Here is a 19,401-nt window from a genome sequence, read left to right on the forward strand (position 1 = left end):
ACACAGACAATGAACAATTATTAATACCCTTTTTTGTAATCAAGTAAATTTGTTGAAGGTGTTTTACCATTTAGATAGTTCTTTAAATTCGGAATGAAAATTTCCTGAATAAGCCTTTGGTCGTAAAATTCCGTATTTCCGGATGTATGCGGTGTGATGATTACATTGTTCAACTCCCATAATGGGCTATTCTCAGGAAGTGGCTCCGTTTCAAACACATCAAGTCCAGCACCCGCAATATCTTTGTCTTTAAGCGCTTGAACCAATTCGTTCTGAATGACGATATTTCCCCTTCCTATATTAATGAAAAAAGCGGAGGGTTTCATTAACTCGAATTCTTTTTTTCCGAACATATTCAGTGTTTCTGGGGTCAATGGTAATGTCACGACAATATAATCGCACCTAGGAAGAAGATCATTCAATTGTTTTTGTGTGAACATCTTATCGACAAATTCTTCTGATTTACCTGAATGGCGCATTCCTAATACGGTCATGCCAAAAGCCTTGGCAATTTTAGCGGTTTCCTTTCCGATTTTTCCGACACCGATGATCCCTATGGTCTTTTCATGAATTTCCTGCTTCATATGTGCGTGATGCCAAGTCTTTGCCTGCTGTTGCTTAATATATGTATCTACTTTTCTTGTTAAGGCAAGCATTAACGCAAAAATCGTTTCTGAAATGGGATACGCATGGACGCCATTTGCAGTTGTAATTTGTACATCCTTTTGTTCTAAATTTTTCAGGGGTAAAGCATTCACTCCTGCACTCCATGTCTGAATCCATTTTACTTCGCTTGAGATAATCGATTCAGACATTTCCGCTTTCCATCCTGCGATCACTTCAGCATCGGCTATATGATCCTTCCATAGTTCCGGAGATCTTCCAGTGATAACAGTCCACTCTGGAACCAATTCTTTGATCTTCTGTAATAAGAACTCATTCAAATTTTGGCTTATTATTAGTTTCCTTTTTGGCATAATTATCCTCCTGTATCATTTTTTCTGAATTATACGTAAATTTCCATAATATTTCAATTGGGAAAGCGATTGCTTAACAATCTTGCTATAATACTAATAATCAATGGAATGGGGTGTATACATGAACGTGAAAGACATATATGGGCAGCTGCCTACTATAGAATCAAAACGTTTGGTTATGAGGAAAGTCACCATGAATGATGCCGAGGACATGTTCGCTTATGCATCCAACGGTGAAGTTTCCCGTTACGTCACATGGGAAGCACATCGTTCTCTAAGTGATACAAGGGATTTTATCCGATTTATCCTACAAAATTATGAGGATAAGAAAATCGCTCCGTGGGGCATAGAACACAAGGAAAGTGGTAAGTTGATTGGTACTATTGATTTTGTTTCATGGCAGGTTGATCATCATAGTGCAGAAATCGGATATGTGCTTGCACCCGAATATTGGGGGAGTGGCTTGATGACGGAGGCAGCGCAAAAGATAATCGCCTTTGGCTTCGAAAATATGAACCTAGTTCGAATACAAGCACGCTGCTTCGTTGAAAATTTGGGTTCAGAGCGAGTCATGCAAAAGACTGGTATGTCTTTTGAGGGAATCATAAGAAAAGGAATGTTTGTTAAGGGAAAGCATCAAGACTTAAAGCTATACTCCATTATTAAATGATGGCTGTGAACTCTGCTGATTAAAGAGAAAGCAATAAGGAAATATACATCGGTTTTGGAAGCGTGAATTTCCGTTCATGATTATAATGAATATGGGAAAATCAAAAACAAACAATGTGTTCAAATATTAAATCAAAAACTATACATAACGTCTAATGAAAAAAGTCCGTTTGAAAAATATAATGAAACTATGAAATCGTGTTGAAATGGAGGGTTTCTTTAATGGCAGTTATCAATGATGTAGAAACGTTGAAAAATTATATCGGTGGCAAATGGGTGGATTCCACAACTTCGAAACATGAACAAGTGCCTAATCCGGCAACAGGAGAAGCTTTGGCAATCGTACCCCTTTCAACAAAGGAAGATGTAAACCAAGCGGTGCAGGTTGCTAAAAAGGCGTATAAAGAATGGAAAAAGGTGGCCGTTCCAAAAAGAGCTCGCTTCTTATTCCGTTACCAGCAATTATTGATAGAACACTGGGATGAGCTTGCAAAGCTGGTCACGATCGAAAATGGAAAAAGCTATACAGAAGCATATGGTGAGGTTCAGCGTGGGATTGAGTGCGTGGAGTTTGCAGCAGGTGCGCCTACCTTGATGATGGGCAGTCAGCTTCCTGATATTTCTCCAGGTATTGAATCTGGCATGTATCGTTATCCAATGGGTGTCGTTGCCGGGATTACGCCGTTTAATTTCCCGATGATGGTGCCATGTTGGATGTTCCCGCTGGCGATAGCTTGTGGAAATACGTTTATCTTAAAACCTTCAGAACGGACACCGCTCTTAGCCAACCGTCTTGTGGAATTATTGACAGAAGCAGGAGTTCCGGATGGGGTTGTCAATATTGTCCATGGTGCCCATGATGTCGTGAATGGGATTTTGGAACATGAAGACATTAAAGCGGTATCATTTGTTGGATCCCAACCTGTCGCAGAGTATGTATACAAAACGGCAGCTGCCAATAAAAAACGTGTCCAGGCTTTATCAGGAGCGAAAAATCATTCAATCGTCATGCCTGATGCGGATTTGAATAATGCGGTAACGAACATAACGAATGCCGCTTTCGGATCTGCAGGCGAGCGCTGCATGGCTGCGTCAGTGGTTGTTGCGGTGGGGGAAGTGGGAGATTCGCTTGTTGAGAGATTAAAGGCTGCAGCGGATGATATCAAGATTGGGAATGGAATGGATAAGGACGTTTTCCTGGGACCTGTGATTCGTGATACTCATAAAAAGAGAACAGAACAATATATTGAAATCGGGGAAAAAGAAGGAGCTGTCCTCCTTCGTGATGGCAGGAATGAAGGCGATCAGGAAAATGGCTATTACGTTGGACCGACATTATTTGATCATGTAAAAACAAACATGAAAATATGGAAGGATGAAATTTTTGCTCCTGTCTTATCCATAGTACGGGTTAATACCCTGGAAGAGGCAATCGAATTGACCAATCAATCCGAATTTGCCAATGGTGCCTGCCTCTATACGGATAGCGCAAAAGCCATCCGGGAATTTCGCGAAGAAATTGATGCAGGGATGCTTGGTATTAACCTTGGGGTACCCGCGCCAATGGCATTCTTTCCATTTTCCGGCTATAAAAGTTCATTTTATGGAGACCTTCATGCCAATGGGAAAGACGGCGTAGAATTTTACACTAGAAAGAAAATGTTAACGGCAAGATACTGATAGGAAAGTGGGGGTCGACGCGAATTGTGGTCGGCCTTCCTTTATACATTATTTTAGGAGGAGTGTAGCTTATGCAGGTTGAAAAACAGGGTCAGGATCTTAAAGCTTTGGATGGTAAATATGTGTGGCATCATATGAAAGGGGCTGAACCCATCCCTGGGGCAATGGTGATTAAAAACGGGCAAGGAGCATGGATTACGGATGTTGATGGGAATCGCTTCCTGGATGGGATGTCAGGTTTATGGTGTGTCAACGTTGGTTATGGCCGCACGGAACTAGCTGAAGCAGCTTACGAGCAGCTGAAGGAACTTCCTTATGCCCCTTTAACGAATAGCCACATTCCGGCTATTAAGCTAGCAGAGAAATTAAATGAATGGCTTGGTGGGGATTATGTGATTTTCTTCTCTAATAGCGGTTCAGAAGCAAATGAGACTGCTTTTAAAATTGCGCGGCAGTATCATCAGCAAAAAGGTGAACATGGACGTTATAAATTCATTTCCCGTTATCGCGGCTATCATGGCAATTCAATGGGAGCCCTGTCAGCTACCGGGCAGGCGCAGCGAAAATATAAATATGAACCACTCGCTCCAGGATTTCTTCATGTATCACCGCCAGATTCTTACCGAAATCCAGAGGATGAAAGCGGTGAAAAAAGTGCAGCGGAAATTGAACGTACCATTACATGGGAGTTGAGCGAAACGGTGGCTGCGGTCATCATGGAACCAATCATCACTGGGGGCGGAATTTTGATGCCTCCTGATGGTTATATGAAACGTGTAAAAGAAATTTGTGAGAAAAATGGAGTCCTTCTCATTTCGGATGAGGTCATTTGCGGGTTTGGCCGTACTGGTAAGAAATTCGGATTTATGAACTATGATGTAAAACCAGACATCGTAACAATGGCTAAAGGAATCACGAGCGCTTATCTGCCATTATCCGCTACAGCCGTCAAACGTGAAATTTATGAAGCGTATATTGGCTCAGACGTATATGACCGCTTTCGACATGTAAATACATTTGGCGGCAATCCGGCTGCCTGTGCCCTTGCTTTGAAGAATATTGAAATATATGAAAATGAAAAACTTATAGAACGGTCTAAGGAGTTAGGGCTACGCTTTCTGCAAGAGTTTGAAGAAATCAAATCTCATCCCAATGTTGGGGATGTACGTGGGAAAGGTTTGTTGGTAGGCATTGAACTAGTGGAAGATAAACTGACAAAACAACCGATCGAACTTTCCAAAATCAATAAAGTGATTGCATCATGCAAAGAAAAGGGGCTGATCATAGGTAAAAATGGTGATACAGTAGCAGGTTTCAATAACGTCCTGACTCTTGCTCCCCCACTTAGTATAACTGAAGAGGATTTTTCATTCATCACAACGACGGTAAAGCGAGCTCTAGCTGAACTATGAAAATAAGGTGATGGAAAAAACTGAAAATTCAGCATTCAGTTAAGTTTCTGTATGTACGTCTTGATACACACTATTTATTTAAGAAAGATTACATCCATTTTTTTCTTTTTAAATGAGACTGCTATGTTTAGTTTTGCACCGTTCAGAACTTTGAACGGTGCTTTTGTCTATGATAAAGGAAGAATAAGAGGAAAAGAAATCTATTATGAATTAAAGGGGATATTTTGGAATCGTTTTCCTTGCTTAGTTATAGCGGATGTTCGAAAATGGAATGATAAGGTGTGGTAGAAAATCAATATTATCCGGTAGAAGAGGTGAGGGGCATGAATAATGAAGATATAACAAAAAAACTAACATTACATATCCCTGAAATTTTAGGGAGTGGGAATTTTTCAAAGTATGCTGTATTGGTACCGCTTATAGAGAAAGAAGATGGAATTCATGTTCTTTTCGAAGAGCGTTCACACAAACTGAGAAGGCAGCCGGGGGATATATGTTTTCCGGGCGGGAAAATAGACAAACTGGACCATGATGAACAGGCGGCTGCGCTAAGGGAAACATATGAGGAACTTAATTTGAGAAAAGAAGATATCGATAATGTTTTTCCAATCGATTATTTGGTATCTCCATTTGGGATGATTGTCTATCCATATGCAGGATTTGTTCGTAACCATCAACGGATAATACCTAATCCAGCTGAGGTAGAAACCATTTTTACGGTCCCGCTATCCTTCTTCATGGAAAAACCGCCAGAAATTTATCATGTGAAATATAAAGTGGAACCGCATGACAACTTCCCCCATGATTTAGTCGTTGGCGGGGAGAATTATAAATGGCAGCCAAAACAGATGGAAGAATATTTTTACTTATTTAATGATCGGGTAATCTGGGGAATGACGGCGAAAATCCTTACCCATTTTATTGAAATTCTTCGTTAGACCCTTCTAAAGGACCTTTTTTTTTCGATGGATTTCTATTAAACTGAAATTATGGTAAAAGTTAGGATTTAATAGAAGCGGGGGGATGAGTGGATGAAGTATAGTTTTGAAGTACTTGAAAAAGAACGGGAAATGGCAATGGCTGCACTTGTGAACTTCAATGAAAACCGAGAATACTATGATGAAACCAAAGATCAGGAACTTAAGCTAGCATACTATAAAGATGGTTCCTTAGACCGGGAAGGACTGAAGGACTTACTTGTGGCAACCCATAAAAACCAGCTGAACTACTCACCACATCGTCATGTTTACCCTTGGGTGGACTTACAGGAAAATGGCCAGTTGAAAAGTCTGTATTCCGGTAAAGGGATGGACCCTGTACGAGTAATTGAGGAAGATATCCGTATACTAGAATTGGTGTCAAGTGGCATTGAATCAACAAATACGGAGAACATTCTCGTTAATTGTGAACATGTCGTACCTCAATCATGGTTCGATAAAAAAGAACCGATGAGGGGGGATTTGCATCATCTATTCGCCTGTGAACCAACTTGTAACAGTAGCCGGAGTAACTATCCATACCATGATTTTAAGGATTATATCCCTGAGAAATCGGCTGCCGGTATAAAAGCGGGTTGCGGGAAATCAGAGGAGGGTAAATTCGAGCCTGAATACGGAAAAGGCATCGTGGCGAGGGCTACTTTATACTTTTTACTCAGATATGAGGGCATAATAGATAGCGGCAATATTGACTTGGAGCTGCTTAGGGAATGGCATCGGCTTTTTCCGGTCAGCACTTATGAAAAACATAGAAACCAGGCTATACATGAAATGCAGGGTAATCGTAACCCATATATAGATTTTCCCGAAATGGCGGAGAAATGGAATTAAAGAAGGATAATAAAAAAGGATTGAAGCTTGGGTACAAGCTTCAATCCTTTTTTATTATCGATTATAAGAATTTTACGCAAACAGGGAAGGGAACTTGAACATCTTTTTGCAATAATGTTAACTTTCCGTCCTGTTCATTCCGGGAATATAGCGTCAGGTTTCCGGATTGTTCATTAGAAGCGATCAGGAATTTTCCGCTAGGGTCCAATGAAAAATCACGTGGCCAATGTCCTTCTGTAGAAACCAGTTGCACGAATGCAAGTTTGCCAGTTTCTTGATTGATTTGGTAAACGGCAATACTATCATGTCCGCGGTTTGCGGCATATATGAATTGCCCGTCATCAGAAATATGAATGGCGCTTCCTTGGTTATTTTCCTTGAAATCTTCCGGAACGGACCGAACCGTTTGTACTTCAGAAAAGCTTCCGGTTTGACTATCGAAGCTCAAAACAATGACTTCTGGTACAAGTTCTGCCATAACATACGCAAATTTTCCGTTTGGGTGGAAGGTCAAATGCCGTGGTCCGCTGCCGGGAGCAACAGATAAGCTGTTTACTTCTTCCAAAACCCCATTATCTATTTTATAGGTTATTACTTTATCTATTCCGAGGTCGACTACAGCAACGAACCTTTCATCCGGTGTGAACCCGGCGAAGTGAGTGTGCGCTTTTTCCTGACGTTCTTCATTCGGTCCTTGACCCTCATGTTGAACAGTGGATGATACGGGCATAGGGGTCGCATCGTCCTGAAGCGGATATGATTCAATCACGCCTTCTCCATAACTGGAAGTGACCAAGACCTGTTTCTTGCTGTCGACACTTATATGGCAGGAAGAGCCATTTGGTGTCAGTTGTTTGCCCAAGAAGGTAAGCTCACCTGATTCTTCATTGATCGAATAGGCTGAAACTCCACCGCTGCCCGCTTCTTTTAAAATGGCGTAGAGATTCTTCTTGTCCTGGCTGATGGCGACATAAGTCGGATCGGTTAATTCTGCTGCAAGAACCGGTGTACTGAGTTTTCCTTCTTCTGTATCTAAAGTAAAGCGGTAAATACCTTCGCTGTTTCCTTTTGTGTAAGTACCTATGTATCCAATGATGTTCTGTTGATCATGTTTTTCCATATTTATCTCCTCCAAGAAAGATTTGTGTTTATTTTTATTTTAACATAGATGATACCCATTATATCCTTTTCCCGGTTTAAGTTGAGTTGGAACCTTTTTTATTTAAAAATTTTTGGGTGAGAAGAAAAAAACCCCGACTAGGGGGTCAAATTTTATCGACTGGCTTTGAGGCTTCGATAGGAATATGCCTAAACTCAGAAACGGAAAATAAACCCTGATCCGTCAGTTTAATTTCAGGGATGACAGGTAAAGCCAAGAATGCAAGTGTAAGAAAAGGGTTGAAATGCCTGTTTGCACCGAGTTTCAATAGGGCTCCATCGATTTTTTTCAATGAGTGAACCACATCCATATAATTGCATTCACTCATCAATCCAGCTATTGGAAGGGGAAGGGAAGCGAGTATTTCCCCATTTTGGATTACGGTCAATCCACCCTGCATTTTTTTGATTTCCTTAGCTGCCATTAGCATATCCTGGTTATTCGTCCCGGCAATGATCAAATTATGTGAATCATGGGCTACTGTCGTGGCAATTGCACCTGATTTCAAACCGAGCCCTTTGACGATTCCAAGACCTAATTGTTTCGTCATATGATGCCGTTCAATAACAGCAAGTTTTATATGATCAACATGTTCGGAGAACTGGAATAGACCATCATGGTTAAGTGTGACCGGTTCAATCGAATGCTTTGTAATCAAGCTGTTTGGAGTTATCTCAATAATATTAGCGAACTCATTTTTAAAAGGTATCGCCAAATCATTCTCCGTTATTTCATGAAATTGAACAGAGTGTTTCAATCCGTCGTCAATAACCTGTTCCTTTACATCTGGAAAGTTAAGTAAACGATTATTTTGCACCATAAGCCTTCCCTCTTTATAGACCGAGTGGATGATGATAGAATCAAGATCATCCAATAGAAGAAAGTCTGCCTTGTATCCAGGTGCAATTGCACCATGTTCCTTTAAACCAAAACATTCAGCTGCATTAATGGTCGCCATTTGAATGGCGGTAATTGGCGAGACACCTGTTTCTATGGAAAGTCGAACGTTGTGATCGATACTCCCCTCAGATACAATATCATCTAGGTGCCGGTCATCGGTGACGAATAAACAACGGCGGGAGTTCTTCTCATTAATAACTGGAATCAGGTTTATTAAATCTTTGGCAACGGTGCCTTCCCTGATCATAAGATACATTCCTTTACGCAGTCTTTCTTTTGCCTCTTCCGCTGTAGTGCATTCATGATCCGTTTTAATGCCTGCACTCATATAAACATCGAGCTGTTGTTCGGATAATCCTGCTGCATGGCCATCAATGCTTTTGCCTAGTCTATTTGCATCGTATAATTTTTGCAGCATATCCTCATCCGTATCTGAAACGGCCGGGAAATTCATGACTTCGGCTAAACCGAGCACTCTCGGGTTTTGATAAAATGAAATTAAATCTTCACTTCTTAAGACGGCACCAGAATGTTCAAACTCCGTAGCAGGTACACAAGATGGCATCATGAAGTAAAAGTCAAAAGGAAGTTGATCGGATTGTTCAATCATATATTCCATGCCCTTTTTGCCAGAAACATTGGCAATTTCATGAGGATCTGCAACGATGCTGGTCACACCATGTAAAAGGAGGATTTTTGCGAGTTCAGAAGGCCTGACCATTGAAGATTCAATATGGACATGGCCATCAATGAATGTAGGGCATACGAATTTTCCTGCTGCATCGATTTCTGAGATACCCTCATAACGCCCAATTCCAGCAAAAAAACCATCGACGATAGCAATGTCGCCTGTATAGGTATCACCATTGAAAACATCTATGATTTGCCCGTTTTTAATGACGCAATCTGCAGGTGTTCTGCCCGCCGCAACGTCTATTCTCCTTTTAAACAAGTTTTTTTTCATATTCGTAACCCCTTTGGCAAAAAAATAACCGGTTAATATTTCACTTTTTCAGTAATGGTTTCCCATGTTCGGAATGGTAAATCGTGGTCATTAAATGACATTTTTTCCATTTTAATCGTGCGATTTTCCATTGGCAGGGCAAGTTCTTGGTATATAAAGTGATCATCAAAGCCAATAAGTGCAGCGTCTTCTTTAGTACATGCGTAATAAATGGCTTTTGGACGTGCCCAATAAATAGCACCGATGCACATGGGGCAAGGTTCGCAGCTAGTGTATATTTCACAATCTGTAAGCTGGAAGCTGTCGAGATTCCTGCATGCATCACGAATCGCCTGTACTTCGGCGTGAGCTGTAGGATCGTTGGCTGTTGTCACATTGTTACATCCTCTTCCTACGACTTTGCCATCTTTTACGATTATAGCACCAAAAGGTCCTCCGTTCTTTGCCAAAACATTTTCATATGCAAGCTGAACAGCCATCTCCATGAATTTTACATCCACTAAAAAACACCCCTTCATAGATTAATAACCAAAAAGTGTTAATGTTACGTTTTTTAACGTAAATATAATAAACAATATACCATATGGACGCGCGGAAATAGAATATTATTTTCTGAAAATAAAGAAAAATCATTTTGTGTTAGAATATATGACGGCAATCAAAAGTGGTTTAAAAGAATTTTTACAAATAATTATAAAACTGATATTGTTAGAAGAAAATCATTAGAATTATGAAGGTGATATGCATGGGGTTTTTGGGAGTTCTTTTACCGATATTCGGTATATTTGTTTTAGGTTTCATCGGTCAGAAAAAGTTTAAACTTGATACAAAATCGATTTCCACGATGGCATTATATTTAATGTCACCTTTTCTTGTATTCCGAACTTTTTATTCCGCAGAATTTACGATTAATTATTTTTACCTGTTCTTATTCACGATAGTGCTTTGTCTTTCTCTTATACTGGTAGTCTACATCATATCTTTTTTTAAAAAATATACAGTCACTGAGACAAGCGGCATGATATTGGCGTCGGCCTTCATGAATAACGGGAATTACGGAACACCCGTCATTTTCCTGTTATTCGGAGCTGCAGGACTCGATTATGCAATCATCCTTATGGTGGGACAGCAGTTAGTGATGTGCACGATAGGCATTTATTTTGCAGCAAAGGGCAGCCCGGAAGGTAACGGAGTTCAAACAGCGATTAAAGCTGTATGTCGGATGCCAATTGTTTATGGAGCTATTGCAGGTACAGTATTTCAGTTCGTGAACATACCTTTAAGCAATTCGGTTATGGAAGCTATTAACCTTGTTGCAAATGCAGCGATCCCAACAATCATGATTACACTGGGAATGCAGCTGGCCAACATTTCCCTGAAAAAAATTGCCTATCGAAAGCTATCAGTTTCGCTGCTTCTTAAACTTGCCGTTTCACCAGCCATTGCCTTCCTGTTATCACTTGCCTTACCAGTGGGTGAAATGGTCAGGCATATCATGATCATCGTAGCTGCCATGCCAACGGCGGCCAACACTACGATGTATGCGCTCCAATTCAATACGGAGCCTGAATTCGTATCAAGTGCTACGTTCATTAGTACATCATTGAGTCTGATTACGCTTCCAATCATCTTTTTCTTTGTATTATAGGAGATTATCATTCTAATTATGTGGGCAAACTTATTATATACACGAAGCGGGCTATCTAATTAAAATAAGGGATCCGGACAGATCTTATGTATTGCCCTTGATGACCAAGTCTTGGGCTAGTTTCCCATCGCGGTTAGTGAACGAACTTAGGGACTTGGATTTAGGTGTTAATTGGAAAATGATTTTCAACAATTTCATTTAATATTAAAGGGTGCGTTTACTTTTTTTAATGCCTGTATTTGATTGGAGGGGTTTTGTGTTACAGACTAAAGTTAAACTGAACAATACTGGAAAGATTGATGCCATTTTAAAGGACATCGTTCTGAAAACCTATGAAGAAGCACTAGAAGAAAAACTCTTGCTATGCATGGAGTGCGGAGATGTCGATTTTTATATCGCGTATTCAAATAATGAGGAACTTCAAGATGCGATTAATGAAAACTTTGAAATTGATGAATTTGGCCAAATCATGAAAATAGATGAACATCAGGAACTTATGGATGATTTATACGATTATTTCTTGATCATACATAAGGAAAGTGAAATGTTTGATTTTTTTCCAGCAGGTCCATATACTCTCAGTGGGGAAAACCGCGAATCGGATACGGATATGCTGGCGCCAAGAGGTTTATATTCATCACCATTTGAAGATGCATTAAAGGAATGATGGAAAAGACAGCAATTGCTGTCTTTTTTCGTGCGTACTTTTAAAGCTAATTTATATCCGGCATTATGCATACGGGAAATAAAGGAATTTTTACAAAAAAAGGGGGGAGGTTTGGGAGACATCTGTTTAAATATAAATGTTTTATGAAATATAGCAATAATATCATAAAATACGGTATCGTTTTTAACAATTTAAAGATTATATGGTAATTTTAAGTAATATTATATATAATGAATAATGTGAATATTTAATATATTATTTAAATTACTAGTTTAAAATAACAATAAAAAAAGTCTTTTCACTACCACTAATGTTACATTGGGAAATAATAAATGAAGAGAGGATTATACATAAGAACTGGGTCGAGTTAAGAGAATGCTAGGATTTTGTAATTCTGATTATTTTAAATTTTCGGATTTGAAAGATTGATTATGGCAGGGAGGCTAATTATGATAGTTTTTGACCGCGTAAATAAGTATTTTGGCGATTTTCATGTATTGAAAGAAATTAATCTTACAATTAAGAAGGGGGAAGTGGTAGTGGTCATCGGACCGTCCGGATCAGGGAAAAGTACATTGCTTCGATGCATTAATCGTCTTGAGACCATTTCGGAAGGTTCCCTGTCCATTAATGGTTTAAATGTAGCGGATAAAAAAACGGATATAAACAAACTCCGTCGGAATATCGGTATGGTTTTCCAGCATTTTCACTTGTATCCTCATAAAACCGTGCTTGAGAATATCATGCTTGCTCCCAGGAAGGTTTTAGGACAATCCGAAGAGGAAGCGAAAAAAATCGCACTAAAGTATCTGGAGAAAGTAGGGATTGGTGATAAAGCGAATTCATTTCCTTCTCAGCTTTCAGGTGGACAGCAGCAACGGGTAGCGATTGCCAGAGGTTTGGCAATGGGCCCTGAAATCATGTTATTTGATGAACCTACCTCAGCCTTGGATCCAGAAATGATTGGCGAGGTACTGGATGTAATGAAAGCACTTGCCCATGAAGGAATGACGATGGTGGTGGTTACGCACGAAATGGGATTTGCCCGTGAAGTAGCGGATCGAATCGTATTCATGGACGAAGGCAGGGTTTTAGAAGAGGCATCACCGGCTGAGTTCTACGCAAATCCTCGTGAAGAGAGGGCTCGTTTATTCCTTAGCCGTATATTAAATCATTAAATAAAAAACAGGGGTGAATTTCATGTTGAAGAAAAAGAAATGGTTAAAATTATCTTTGCTATCATTACTGGCTGTCATTTTATTAGCTGGATGCGGCGGGGGAAATGATTCAGACAAAGCTGAAGAGGGTGGAGGTAAAGACAAAGAAAAAGATGTTCTCGCACAAGTGAAGGAAAAGGATAAGATCGTTTTTGGTGTGAAAAATGATACAAGGCTATTCGGATTGAAAAATCCAAGTACTGGAGATGTAGAAGGCTTTGATATTGATATAGCCAAAGCTCTTGCAGCAGAAATCCTTGGTGATGAGAATAAAGTTGAATTTAAAGAAGTGACTTCTAAGACAAGGATGGCATTATTGAATAATGGTGATATCGATGCGATAGTAGCAACCATGACAATCACGGAAGATCGTAAAAAAGAAGTTGACTTCACTGATGTTTACTTTGATGCCGGACAATCTTTGTTAGTCAAAAAGGGCAGCGATATCAAGGGTATTGATAGCTTAAAAGGGAAAAAGGTATTGGCCGTCAAGGGCTCTACTTCTTCCATAAATATTCGTGAAAAAGCTCCTGAAGCACAAGTGCTTGAATTTGAAAACTATTCCGAAGCGTTCGCTGCACTTAAATCCGGACAAGGGGATGCATTGACCACGGATGATTCCATCCTTTATGGAATGGCAGATGAAGATCCAAGTTATGAGCTTGTTGGCGGTACATTTACGGAAGAGCCTTACGGAATTGCTGTGAAAAAAGGAAATGCAGACTTTGTTGACGAGTTGAATAAAGCCCTTAAATCACTGAAAGATTCAGGCAAGTACGATGAAATCCATGATAAATGGATTAAACATTAAACATTTTAGCAAATGTATAAGGGAAGCTGACCTTATATAACATTTGAACATTTGTCTGTGAGGATGAGCGTTTTGCTCATCCTTACTAGTTAAAGGAGTGTATGCCGTGCTTGATTTCTCCATTTTAACAGAGAATCTGGATATGTATTTAATAGGCTTTAAAAATACGATCATGTCGAGTTTGATCGCGTTGGTAGCGAGTTTGATTCTTGGTGTTCTTATTGCTATCATGCGGATTGCGCCGATAAAGCCACTAAACTGGCTGGGGACCGCCTATGTCGAGTTCATTCGGAATATACCGTTATTGATCATTACCTTTTTCTTCTTTCTCGGTCTTAAACTCAGCGGTCTATACGCAGGGACATTAGCCTTGACCATTTACACTTCATCTTTCATAGCTGAAGCAATTAGAGCCGGCATACTTTCCGTGCCAAAGGGTCAAATGGAAGCTGCCCGTTCTTCAGGACTGACATATGGGCAGGCAATGAGGCTCGTCATATTGCCACAGGCCGTTAAAATAGTCATTCCTCCTTTAGGGAACCAATTTATCAATCTAGTTAAGAATTCTTCCATTTTAGCCGTCGTTGCAGGCCTCGATCTTATGTACCATGGGGATTTGATTTCTTCAAGGACATTTGTCGTGTTTGATGTGTACATTTTCGTTGCAGCGTTTTACTTAATACTTACCATTCCTTTAAGTTTTGGCGTTGGTTATTTGGAAAAACGTCTGGCTAAGAGTAATTGAGGGAGGTATATGATATGGATTTTGCAGGTGCCTATACACCAGATAATCTTAAGTTTTTATTAGAAGGATTTTGGGTAACGCTCCAGGTAGCTTTTATATCCATTATTCTAAGTTTCATTATTGGCGGGCTTGTAGGTATAATCCGTTACGCAAAAGTGCCGGTGTTATCACAAATATTAGCTTTGATTGTGGAAACGGTACGTAATTTACCGCTGTTATTAATAATATTTTTTACGTATTTTGCTTTGCCGGAGGTACGGATTAAACTGGAAATCATTCCAGCAGCCATTGTTGCCTTGACAATTTTCGAGTCAGCCATGCTTTCTGAAGTCATTCGTAGTGGACTTAAATCCATTGATAAAGGGCAAATGGAAGCTGCCCGTTCATCAGGCTTGAGCTATACACAGGCATTGATACATATTATTCTGCCCCAAGCGCTGCGCCGCATGGTTCCTCCTATTGTCAGCCAATTCATTTCTTTATTAAAGGATACCTCTTTAGCTGTTGTCATCTCTTTGCCGGAGCTGACTCATCATGGTCAAATCATATATGGACAAAGTCAAAAGTATTTAATACCGATTTTGATCCTAGTGGCTCTCATGTACTTCATTGTGAACTATAGTCTTTCTTTGGTAGCCCAGAGACTTGAATTGAAACGAACCTAAAAAAACGACTCAGAAATGAGTCGTTTTCTACTTGTCTACAAAAGGAGGTTCGGAGTGATCTCACCCCGAACCATGATTAAAAGAAAATTTTATTATCCTTCATGTTTTTTTCTTGATTAAACGAATGAAACCTCACTAGTTGAAGAAATTCGCGACACTCCTGCCGAATAACTGGCTAGCCGAGACTCCACAGACGCATTCGTCGAGGAGGCTTGGCAAACAGTCGGCGGAAAGGGAGCGGATTTCTGAAATCAACTGGAATATTTTTCAGAAAAACTTTAGGCAAACTGGCATTTTTCGAATTTGTCTATAGTCTGAAACGACTCAATATATGAGTGGTTTTTTACATGTAGGGATCCGACCAAGTGTATGATGAATTAACCGGCAGGGTAGATCGGAATATTAGTGATGAATGAGTACAAAAAAATGAATCTTTTGCTTTTAATAACCGTATATATAAAGGAAGAAAGAAGGTGGAATATATGTCGGAAATTAAACCAAGCAATAGCAAAGCGATTGTATCATTGATCATGGGGGTATTATCCCTGTTTATTCCATTCATAGGCATCATATTAGGTATTCTAGGTTTAATATTTGCATCGAAGAGTAAACAAGAAATTAAGCTTACTGGTGAATCTGGAAAGGGGTTAGTTACAGCTGGAAAAGTGTGCAGCATTATTGGAATAATCTTGAATGTTCTTATGATTCTGATTTTCCTGGTGTTTTTTTATTTCGTAGTTGATACGGGCATAACAACCTATTAAATGTAAGTATTAACTTGACAAACATAGAAAAGTAAATTAAACCTGTATAAAATGGAAATTCATGTTATTATTAATATAAAAACCTAAATATTGTATGAAGGGATGATATTTTGACCATTCAAATCTTTGAGTATCCAGCCGTATTCTATTATGAAAAGCACCCGTTGATTATCGACTCTTTTTCCGTTCAAGTTTGTTTCCCGGATTTTAGGCGAGAAGGAATCATTTCTTCCGTTAGCGGTAGGAATCGGGTAGATGCCTTAGCTTGTGCTCAAGAGCTGTTGGAATCCATGGTCGAACATTTTATTCACGATAAAAAAACAATCCCGGATGCAAGTGAAATGGAAAAGGTGAATCTTGATAGGGGAATTAATATATGTGAGGCTGCACCCTTCAGGATTGAAATAGAAAATATCACATATGAAAAATAAAAAAACCTTGCCGGTAAGAGGACAAGGTTTTTATTTTGTACTTCTTGAAATGCAATGAACATTTTGTAACCGGGAATGTCAGACCATAATTAGTACATAGTATATTATTTTTTGTAGTGAGGTGAAAACGACGGTGATAATGATATCACTACTTAAAATACCCGGGCTTTAAATTTTTTAACAAACCATCATTACCTGTAAAAGGAATGATGGTTTTTTGTTTCGCTTAAAATTCACTTTAATTATTTTTTATTTTTGGGGAAAGGATATTGCGTTCTTTATAACGAATATGTATAGTATAGGTAACATAGGTAAAAAGTATCAATAGTTATATATTTTGGAGGTGTATGTGTGAAATATTATATAGCATCAGACGAAAAAAATTTGAAACAGGTAAAATCATTGATCAAGAAATTGACTTCAAAAGGATTTACTTGTGTGAATGACTTCAATTTAATTACGAGTGATGAGAACAACCAAATAACGGACGGCATTGGAGAATATGAAAAAAAAGGGATTGAGGAAGCCGACTTCATGCTGATCTTCCTAACTGCAGGCAAAGGTAATCTATATGAGCTTGGATATGCATTATCTTTAAATAAGAAAATTATAGTGTATTCACCTGAGAAAGACAATTATCATATTAATAAAAAATCAATATTTCATAATCTGCCAGAGGTAACAATCTGCAGCGGGACTTTTTATAAACTAGTTAAATTGATACATACGCTTTCACCGGAAGGATCTGAAAAAGATTCACTGCATCTTAATTAAATGTCAAATGTAAAATTTAATGGATACCCTCTAATAAAATTTCTTTTGAACGAAGTGTTTAATGTATTGAAAATGAGGGGAAACACCATTAAAAAAAGGGAGAGGACTGTTTTGGCCATTATTGATATCGACCAATTATTGTTAGCCACTGAAGCGATTGCAGAAGAGTCAGTTTCATTCCATCTTGATACATTTGACATCGATCAACTTTTAGATAAAACGGATTATTGGAATTGGTAAGGAAAAGCATGCCCAGAGAGGATATGCTTTTTTTCTGAGTGAAAATAACCTGATTACCCATATGAAATTATACATGTAATCAGGCAAGTGAGGATATTTAAGATAAAGTTAAAACCGGCGTCCTTTTACGAATCCTAAAATAACAAACATAGCGATGGTTCCAATTACAAAAATAGCTTTAATGGATGTTACGAGAATTTCATCGTACATTCGTATTACCTCCTTGTATGTAATGACAGTGCAATTATGATTAGCTGTTAATGTATAAATTATAACATAAAGTCAATAACTGATGGTGGAAAATTAAAGACGATATGGGTAATAATGTATAGGTTGTACAGTTAAAACATAAAAAAAGATATCCTCTAAAAGTGGATATCGTGAGGAAAATTATTTAAGTCCAAGCGCTTTTTTCGTTTTTGGTCCGACGATCCCATCAGAAGTAAGTTTTTTGGACTTTTGGAATTTCTTCACAGCTGTTTCGGTGTTTTTTCCAAATGACCCATCTACTCCTTTAGTGCTGTATCCAAGTTTAGTTAATCTTTTTTGCAGTTCAATTACTTGGGGGCCACTGCTTCCTTTCTTCAGGGTAGCGTTTGTATTTACAGGTAGGCTCACAGATCCGCTCACTTTATATCCATTCGTGGAAGCTATGTTGGCAAATGATTTATTCGAATTGGCAATCAAAACTACGGTGTTCATTTTTACCCTATCGTACAGCCATTGAACATCATCGTTATACATACGAATACAACCGGCACTTATATATTTCCCAATGGTTGTTGGATCATTATTGCCGTGTATCGCGTACGTATTTCCTGGTGTATTCCTTGCGTTGATCCCCAGCCACCTTTTACCTAGAGGGTTTTTTGGGTCTCCGCCTCTAATGTTGCCTTTATAATAGGGACGATTCACAATTTTTGTCACTACCTTGAACTTTCCTTCAGGAGTGTAGGAGACTTTCTTTCCTGTCGCCACGATGAATACCCTCACCAATTTATCATTTTCGTAATAGGCAAGCTGATTATTGGATTTATTGATGATGATCAGTTGTCTTGCTGCCGCATCTGAAGTATTACTGAATCCCAAAAAACTAAAGGCGAATATCAATACAAATACGATTAATTTTTTCATGTTTTTCCCCGTCCCTCATTTAAGCAACCTACATTTACACATATACTATCCTATGCATGAAGTGAGGATAAAGTGACAATTTTTTAAGATAAGGGTAGACTAATTAACTATGGGGATTTCAAAACTAGACCATATTCTTCTTTTATGCATACTTAGAGAATGATGGGCACTATTTTTGGCCATATTACATACATTATTGAAGTGAAAGCGGAGGTGGGAAAGAATTGTCACGCCTAAAGGTGGAGGACTATCTAGAACAAGGCATCTATGGTCCAAAAGAAATCAAGCCTGGTGAACGAAGAGAATTTCTGGGCACATTACGGGAGCGCGTCGTCATCGTCCTAAAAAAAAGCCAAGTCTTTGAAACCAATGTATATCCGGAGATAGAGCAAATGATGAAGCAGTATCCCCGTTCAAATTTGTTTTTAAATGGTCAGATGGACTATCAATATCTAGGGAAATATATTAAATTGGCAATAAGTCATAATATTCCTTACAAAATTGTCCTAAACAAAGAGCATAACTCCGATTTGGGTATGGTATTAGCAGAAAATAATGCCATAAACAAAGAAGAAATTTATATCGAGAAGCAAAATCATACCATTCAAGTTATTAAAAAGAAAAGCTACAAGGCAATTATCAAACGGTGGGTTAAAAAATTATTAAAAAAACGTTGATAAAATTATCAACGTTTTTAGTTTGTCTACAAAAGGGG

General features: G+C 38.8%; 21 protein-coding genes. 16 read left to right on the forward strand and 5 right to left on the reverse strand.

What is annotated here, in order from left to right:
* Positions 1-20: 20 nt before the first annotated feature.
* Positions 21-977 (reverse strand): D-2-hydroxyacid dehydrogenase, encoded by a 957-nt coding sequence (locus BS1321_RS25370; RefSeq protein WP_063235003.1) that lies wholly within the window; start codon positions 975-977, stop codon positions 21-23.
* A 121-nt stretch (positions 978-1,098) separates the two neighbouring features.
* Here BS1321_RS25370 and BS1321_RS25375 point away from each other — a divergent pair, with 121 nt between their 5' ends.
* The 5 genes from BS1321_RS25375 to BS1321_RS25395 all read left to right on the forward strand — a co-directional run bounded on the left by BS1321_RS25375 (position 1,099) and on the right by BS1321_RS25395 (position 6,567).
* Positions 1,099-1,647: a GNAT family N-acetyltransferase gene (locus tag BS1321_RS25375; protein ID WP_063235002.1), complete on the forward strand. Its 549-nt coding sequence runs from the start codon at positions 1,099-1,101 to the stop codon at positions 1,645-1,647.
* A gap of 221 nt (positions 1,648-1,868) precedes the next feature.
* Positions 1,869-3,326: a CoA-acylating methylmalonate-semialdehyde dehydrogenase gene (locus tag BS1321_RS25380; RefSeq protein WP_063235001.1), complete on the forward strand. Its 1,458-nt coding sequence runs from the start codon at positions 1,869-1,871 to the stop codon at positions 3,324-3,326.
* A 71-nt stretch (positions 3,327-3,397) separates the two neighbouring features.
* Positions 3,398-4,738, forward strand: a complete 1,341-nt coding sequence (locus BS1321_RS25385; protein WP_063235000.1) for an aspartate aminotransferase family protein — start codon at positions 3,398-3,400, stop codon at positions 4,736-4,738.
* Positions 4,739-5,061: 323 nt separating this feature from the next.
* Positions 5,062-5,676 (forward strand): NUDIX hydrolase, encoded by a 615-nt coding sequence (locus tag BS1321_RS25390; protein ID WP_063234999.1) that lies wholly within the window; start codon positions 5,062-5,064, stop codon positions 5,674-5,676.
* Positions 5,677-5,769: 93 nt separating this feature from the next.
* Positions 5,770-6,567: an endonuclease I family protein gene (locus BS1321_RS25395; RefSeq protein WP_063234998.1), complete on the forward strand. Its 798-nt coding sequence runs from the start codon at positions 5,770-5,772 to the stop codon at positions 6,565-6,567.
* Positions 6,568-6,628: 61 nt separating this feature from the next.
* Here the strand turns inward: BS1321_RS25395 and BS1321_RS25400 are convergent, their stop codons facing one another.
* The 3 genes from BS1321_RS25400 to BS1321_RS25410 form a co-directional block, all read right to left on the reverse strand.
* Complete coding sequence (locus BS1321_RS25400) at positions 6,629-7,687, reverse strand: lactonase family protein (protein ID WP_063234997.1); 1,059 nt, start codon at positions 7,685-7,687, stop codon at positions 6,629-6,631.
* A gap of 145 nt (positions 7,688-7,832) precedes the next feature.
* A complete protein-coding gene (gene ade / locus BS1321_RS25405) occupies positions 7,833-9,590 on the reverse strand; it encodes an adenine deaminase (protein WP_063234996.1) in 1,758 nt (585 codons plus the stop codon).
* A 32-nt stretch (positions 9,591-9,622) separates the two neighbouring features.
* Positions 9,623-10,108, reverse strand: a complete 486-nt coding sequence (locus tag BS1321_RS25410) for a nucleoside deaminase (protein WP_063234995.1) — start codon at positions 10,106-10,108, stop codon at positions 9,623-9,625.
* A gap of 227 nt (positions 10,109-10,335) precedes the next feature.
* On the opposite strand from BS1321_RS25410, the gene BS1321_RS25415 reads away from it, so the two are divergent.
* The 10 genes from BS1321_RS25415 to BS1321_RS28540 all read left to right on the forward strand — a co-directional run bounded on the left by BS1321_RS25415 (position 10,336) and on the right by BS1321_RS28540 (position 17,552).
* Positions 10,336-11,238 (forward strand): AEC family transporter, encoded by a 903-nt coding sequence (locus BS1321_RS25415; RefSeq protein ID WP_063234994.1) that lies wholly within the window; start codon positions 10,336-10,338, stop codon positions 11,236-11,238.
* A 256-nt stretch (positions 11,239-11,494) separates the two neighbouring features.
* Positions 11,495-11,905, forward strand: a complete 411-nt coding sequence (locus tag BS1321_RS25420) for a hypothetical protein (RefSeq protein WP_063234993.1) — start codon at positions 11,495-11,497, stop codon at positions 11,903-11,905.
* Positions 11,906-12,354: 449 nt separating this feature from the next.
* Positions 12,355-13,083: an amino acid ABC transporter ATP-binding protein gene (locus BS1321_RS25425; RefSeq protein WP_063234992.1), complete on the forward strand. Its 729-nt coding sequence runs from the start codon at positions 12,355-12,357 to the stop codon at positions 13,081-13,083.
* A gap of 22 nt (positions 13,084-13,105) precedes the next feature.
* Positions 13,106-13,933 (forward strand): transporter substrate-binding domain-containing protein, encoded by an 828-nt coding sequence (locus BS1321_RS25430; RefSeq protein WP_063234991.1) that lies wholly within the window; start codon positions 13,106-13,108, stop codon positions 13,931-13,933.
* A gap of 106 nt (positions 13,934-14,039) precedes the next feature.
* A complete protein-coding gene (locus BS1321_RS25435; RefSeq protein ID WP_063234990.1) occupies positions 14,040-14,678 on the forward strand; it encodes an amino acid ABC transporter permease in 639 nt (212 codons plus the stop codon).
* A 14-nt stretch (positions 14,679-14,692) separates the two neighbouring features.
* Complete coding sequence (locus BS1321_RS25440) at positions 14,693-15,343, forward strand: amino acid ABC transporter permease (RefSeq protein ID WP_063234989.1); 651 nt, start codon at positions 14,693-14,695, stop codon at positions 15,341-15,343.
* Positions 15,344-15,825: 482 nt separating this feature from the next.
* On the forward strand, positions 15,826-16,107 hold the full coding sequence (locus tag BS1321_RS25445) for a DUF4190 domain-containing protein (protein ID WP_063234988.1): 282 nt from the start codon (positions 15,826-15,828) through the stop codon (positions 16,105-16,107).
* Positions 16,108-16,217: 110 nt separating this feature from the next.
* On the forward strand, positions 16,218-16,538 hold the full coding sequence (locus BS1321_RS25450) for a type II toxin-antitoxin system HicB family antitoxin (protein ID WP_048686335.1): 321 nt from the start codon (positions 16,218-16,220) through the stop codon (positions 16,536-16,538).
* A gap of 351 nt (positions 16,539-16,889) precedes the next feature.
* Positions 16,890-17,312: a nucleoside 2-deoxyribosyltransferase gene (locus BS1321_RS25455; RefSeq protein ID WP_063234987.1), complete on the forward strand. Its 423-nt coding sequence runs from the start codon at positions 16,890-16,892 to the stop codon at positions 17,310-17,312.
* Between the two features lie 111 nt (positions 17,313-17,423).
* Entirely contained in the window at positions 17,424-17,552 is a 129-nt protein-coding gene (locus BS1321_RS28540; RefSeq protein WP_257790328.1) for a hypothetical protein, read from the forward strand.
* 390 nt (positions 17,553-17,942) lie between these two features.
* On the opposite strand, the gene BS1321_RS25465 is transcribed toward BS1321_RS28540, so the two are convergent.
* Positions 17,943-18,686 (reverse strand): L,D-transpeptidase family protein, encoded by a 744-nt coding sequence (locus tag BS1321_RS25465; RefSeq protein WP_063234985.1) that lies wholly within the window; start codon positions 18,684-18,686, stop codon positions 17,943-17,945.
* A 224-nt stretch (positions 18,687-18,910) separates the two neighbouring features.
* Here BS1321_RS25465 and BS1321_RS25470 point away from each other — a divergent pair, with 224 nt between their 5' ends.
* Positions 18,911-19,363 (forward strand): YueI family protein, encoded by a 453-nt coding sequence (locus tag BS1321_RS25470; RefSeq protein ID WP_069981756.1) that lies wholly within the window; start codon positions 18,911-18,913, stop codon positions 19,361-19,363.
* Positions 19,364-19,401 lie beyond the last annotated feature (38 nt).

Origin of the sequence: Peribacillus simplex NBRC 15720 = DSM 1321, assembly GCF_002243645.1 — a bacterium.
Lineage (GTDB): Bacteria > Bacillota > Bacilli > Bacillales > DSM-1321 > Peribacillus > Peribacillus simplex.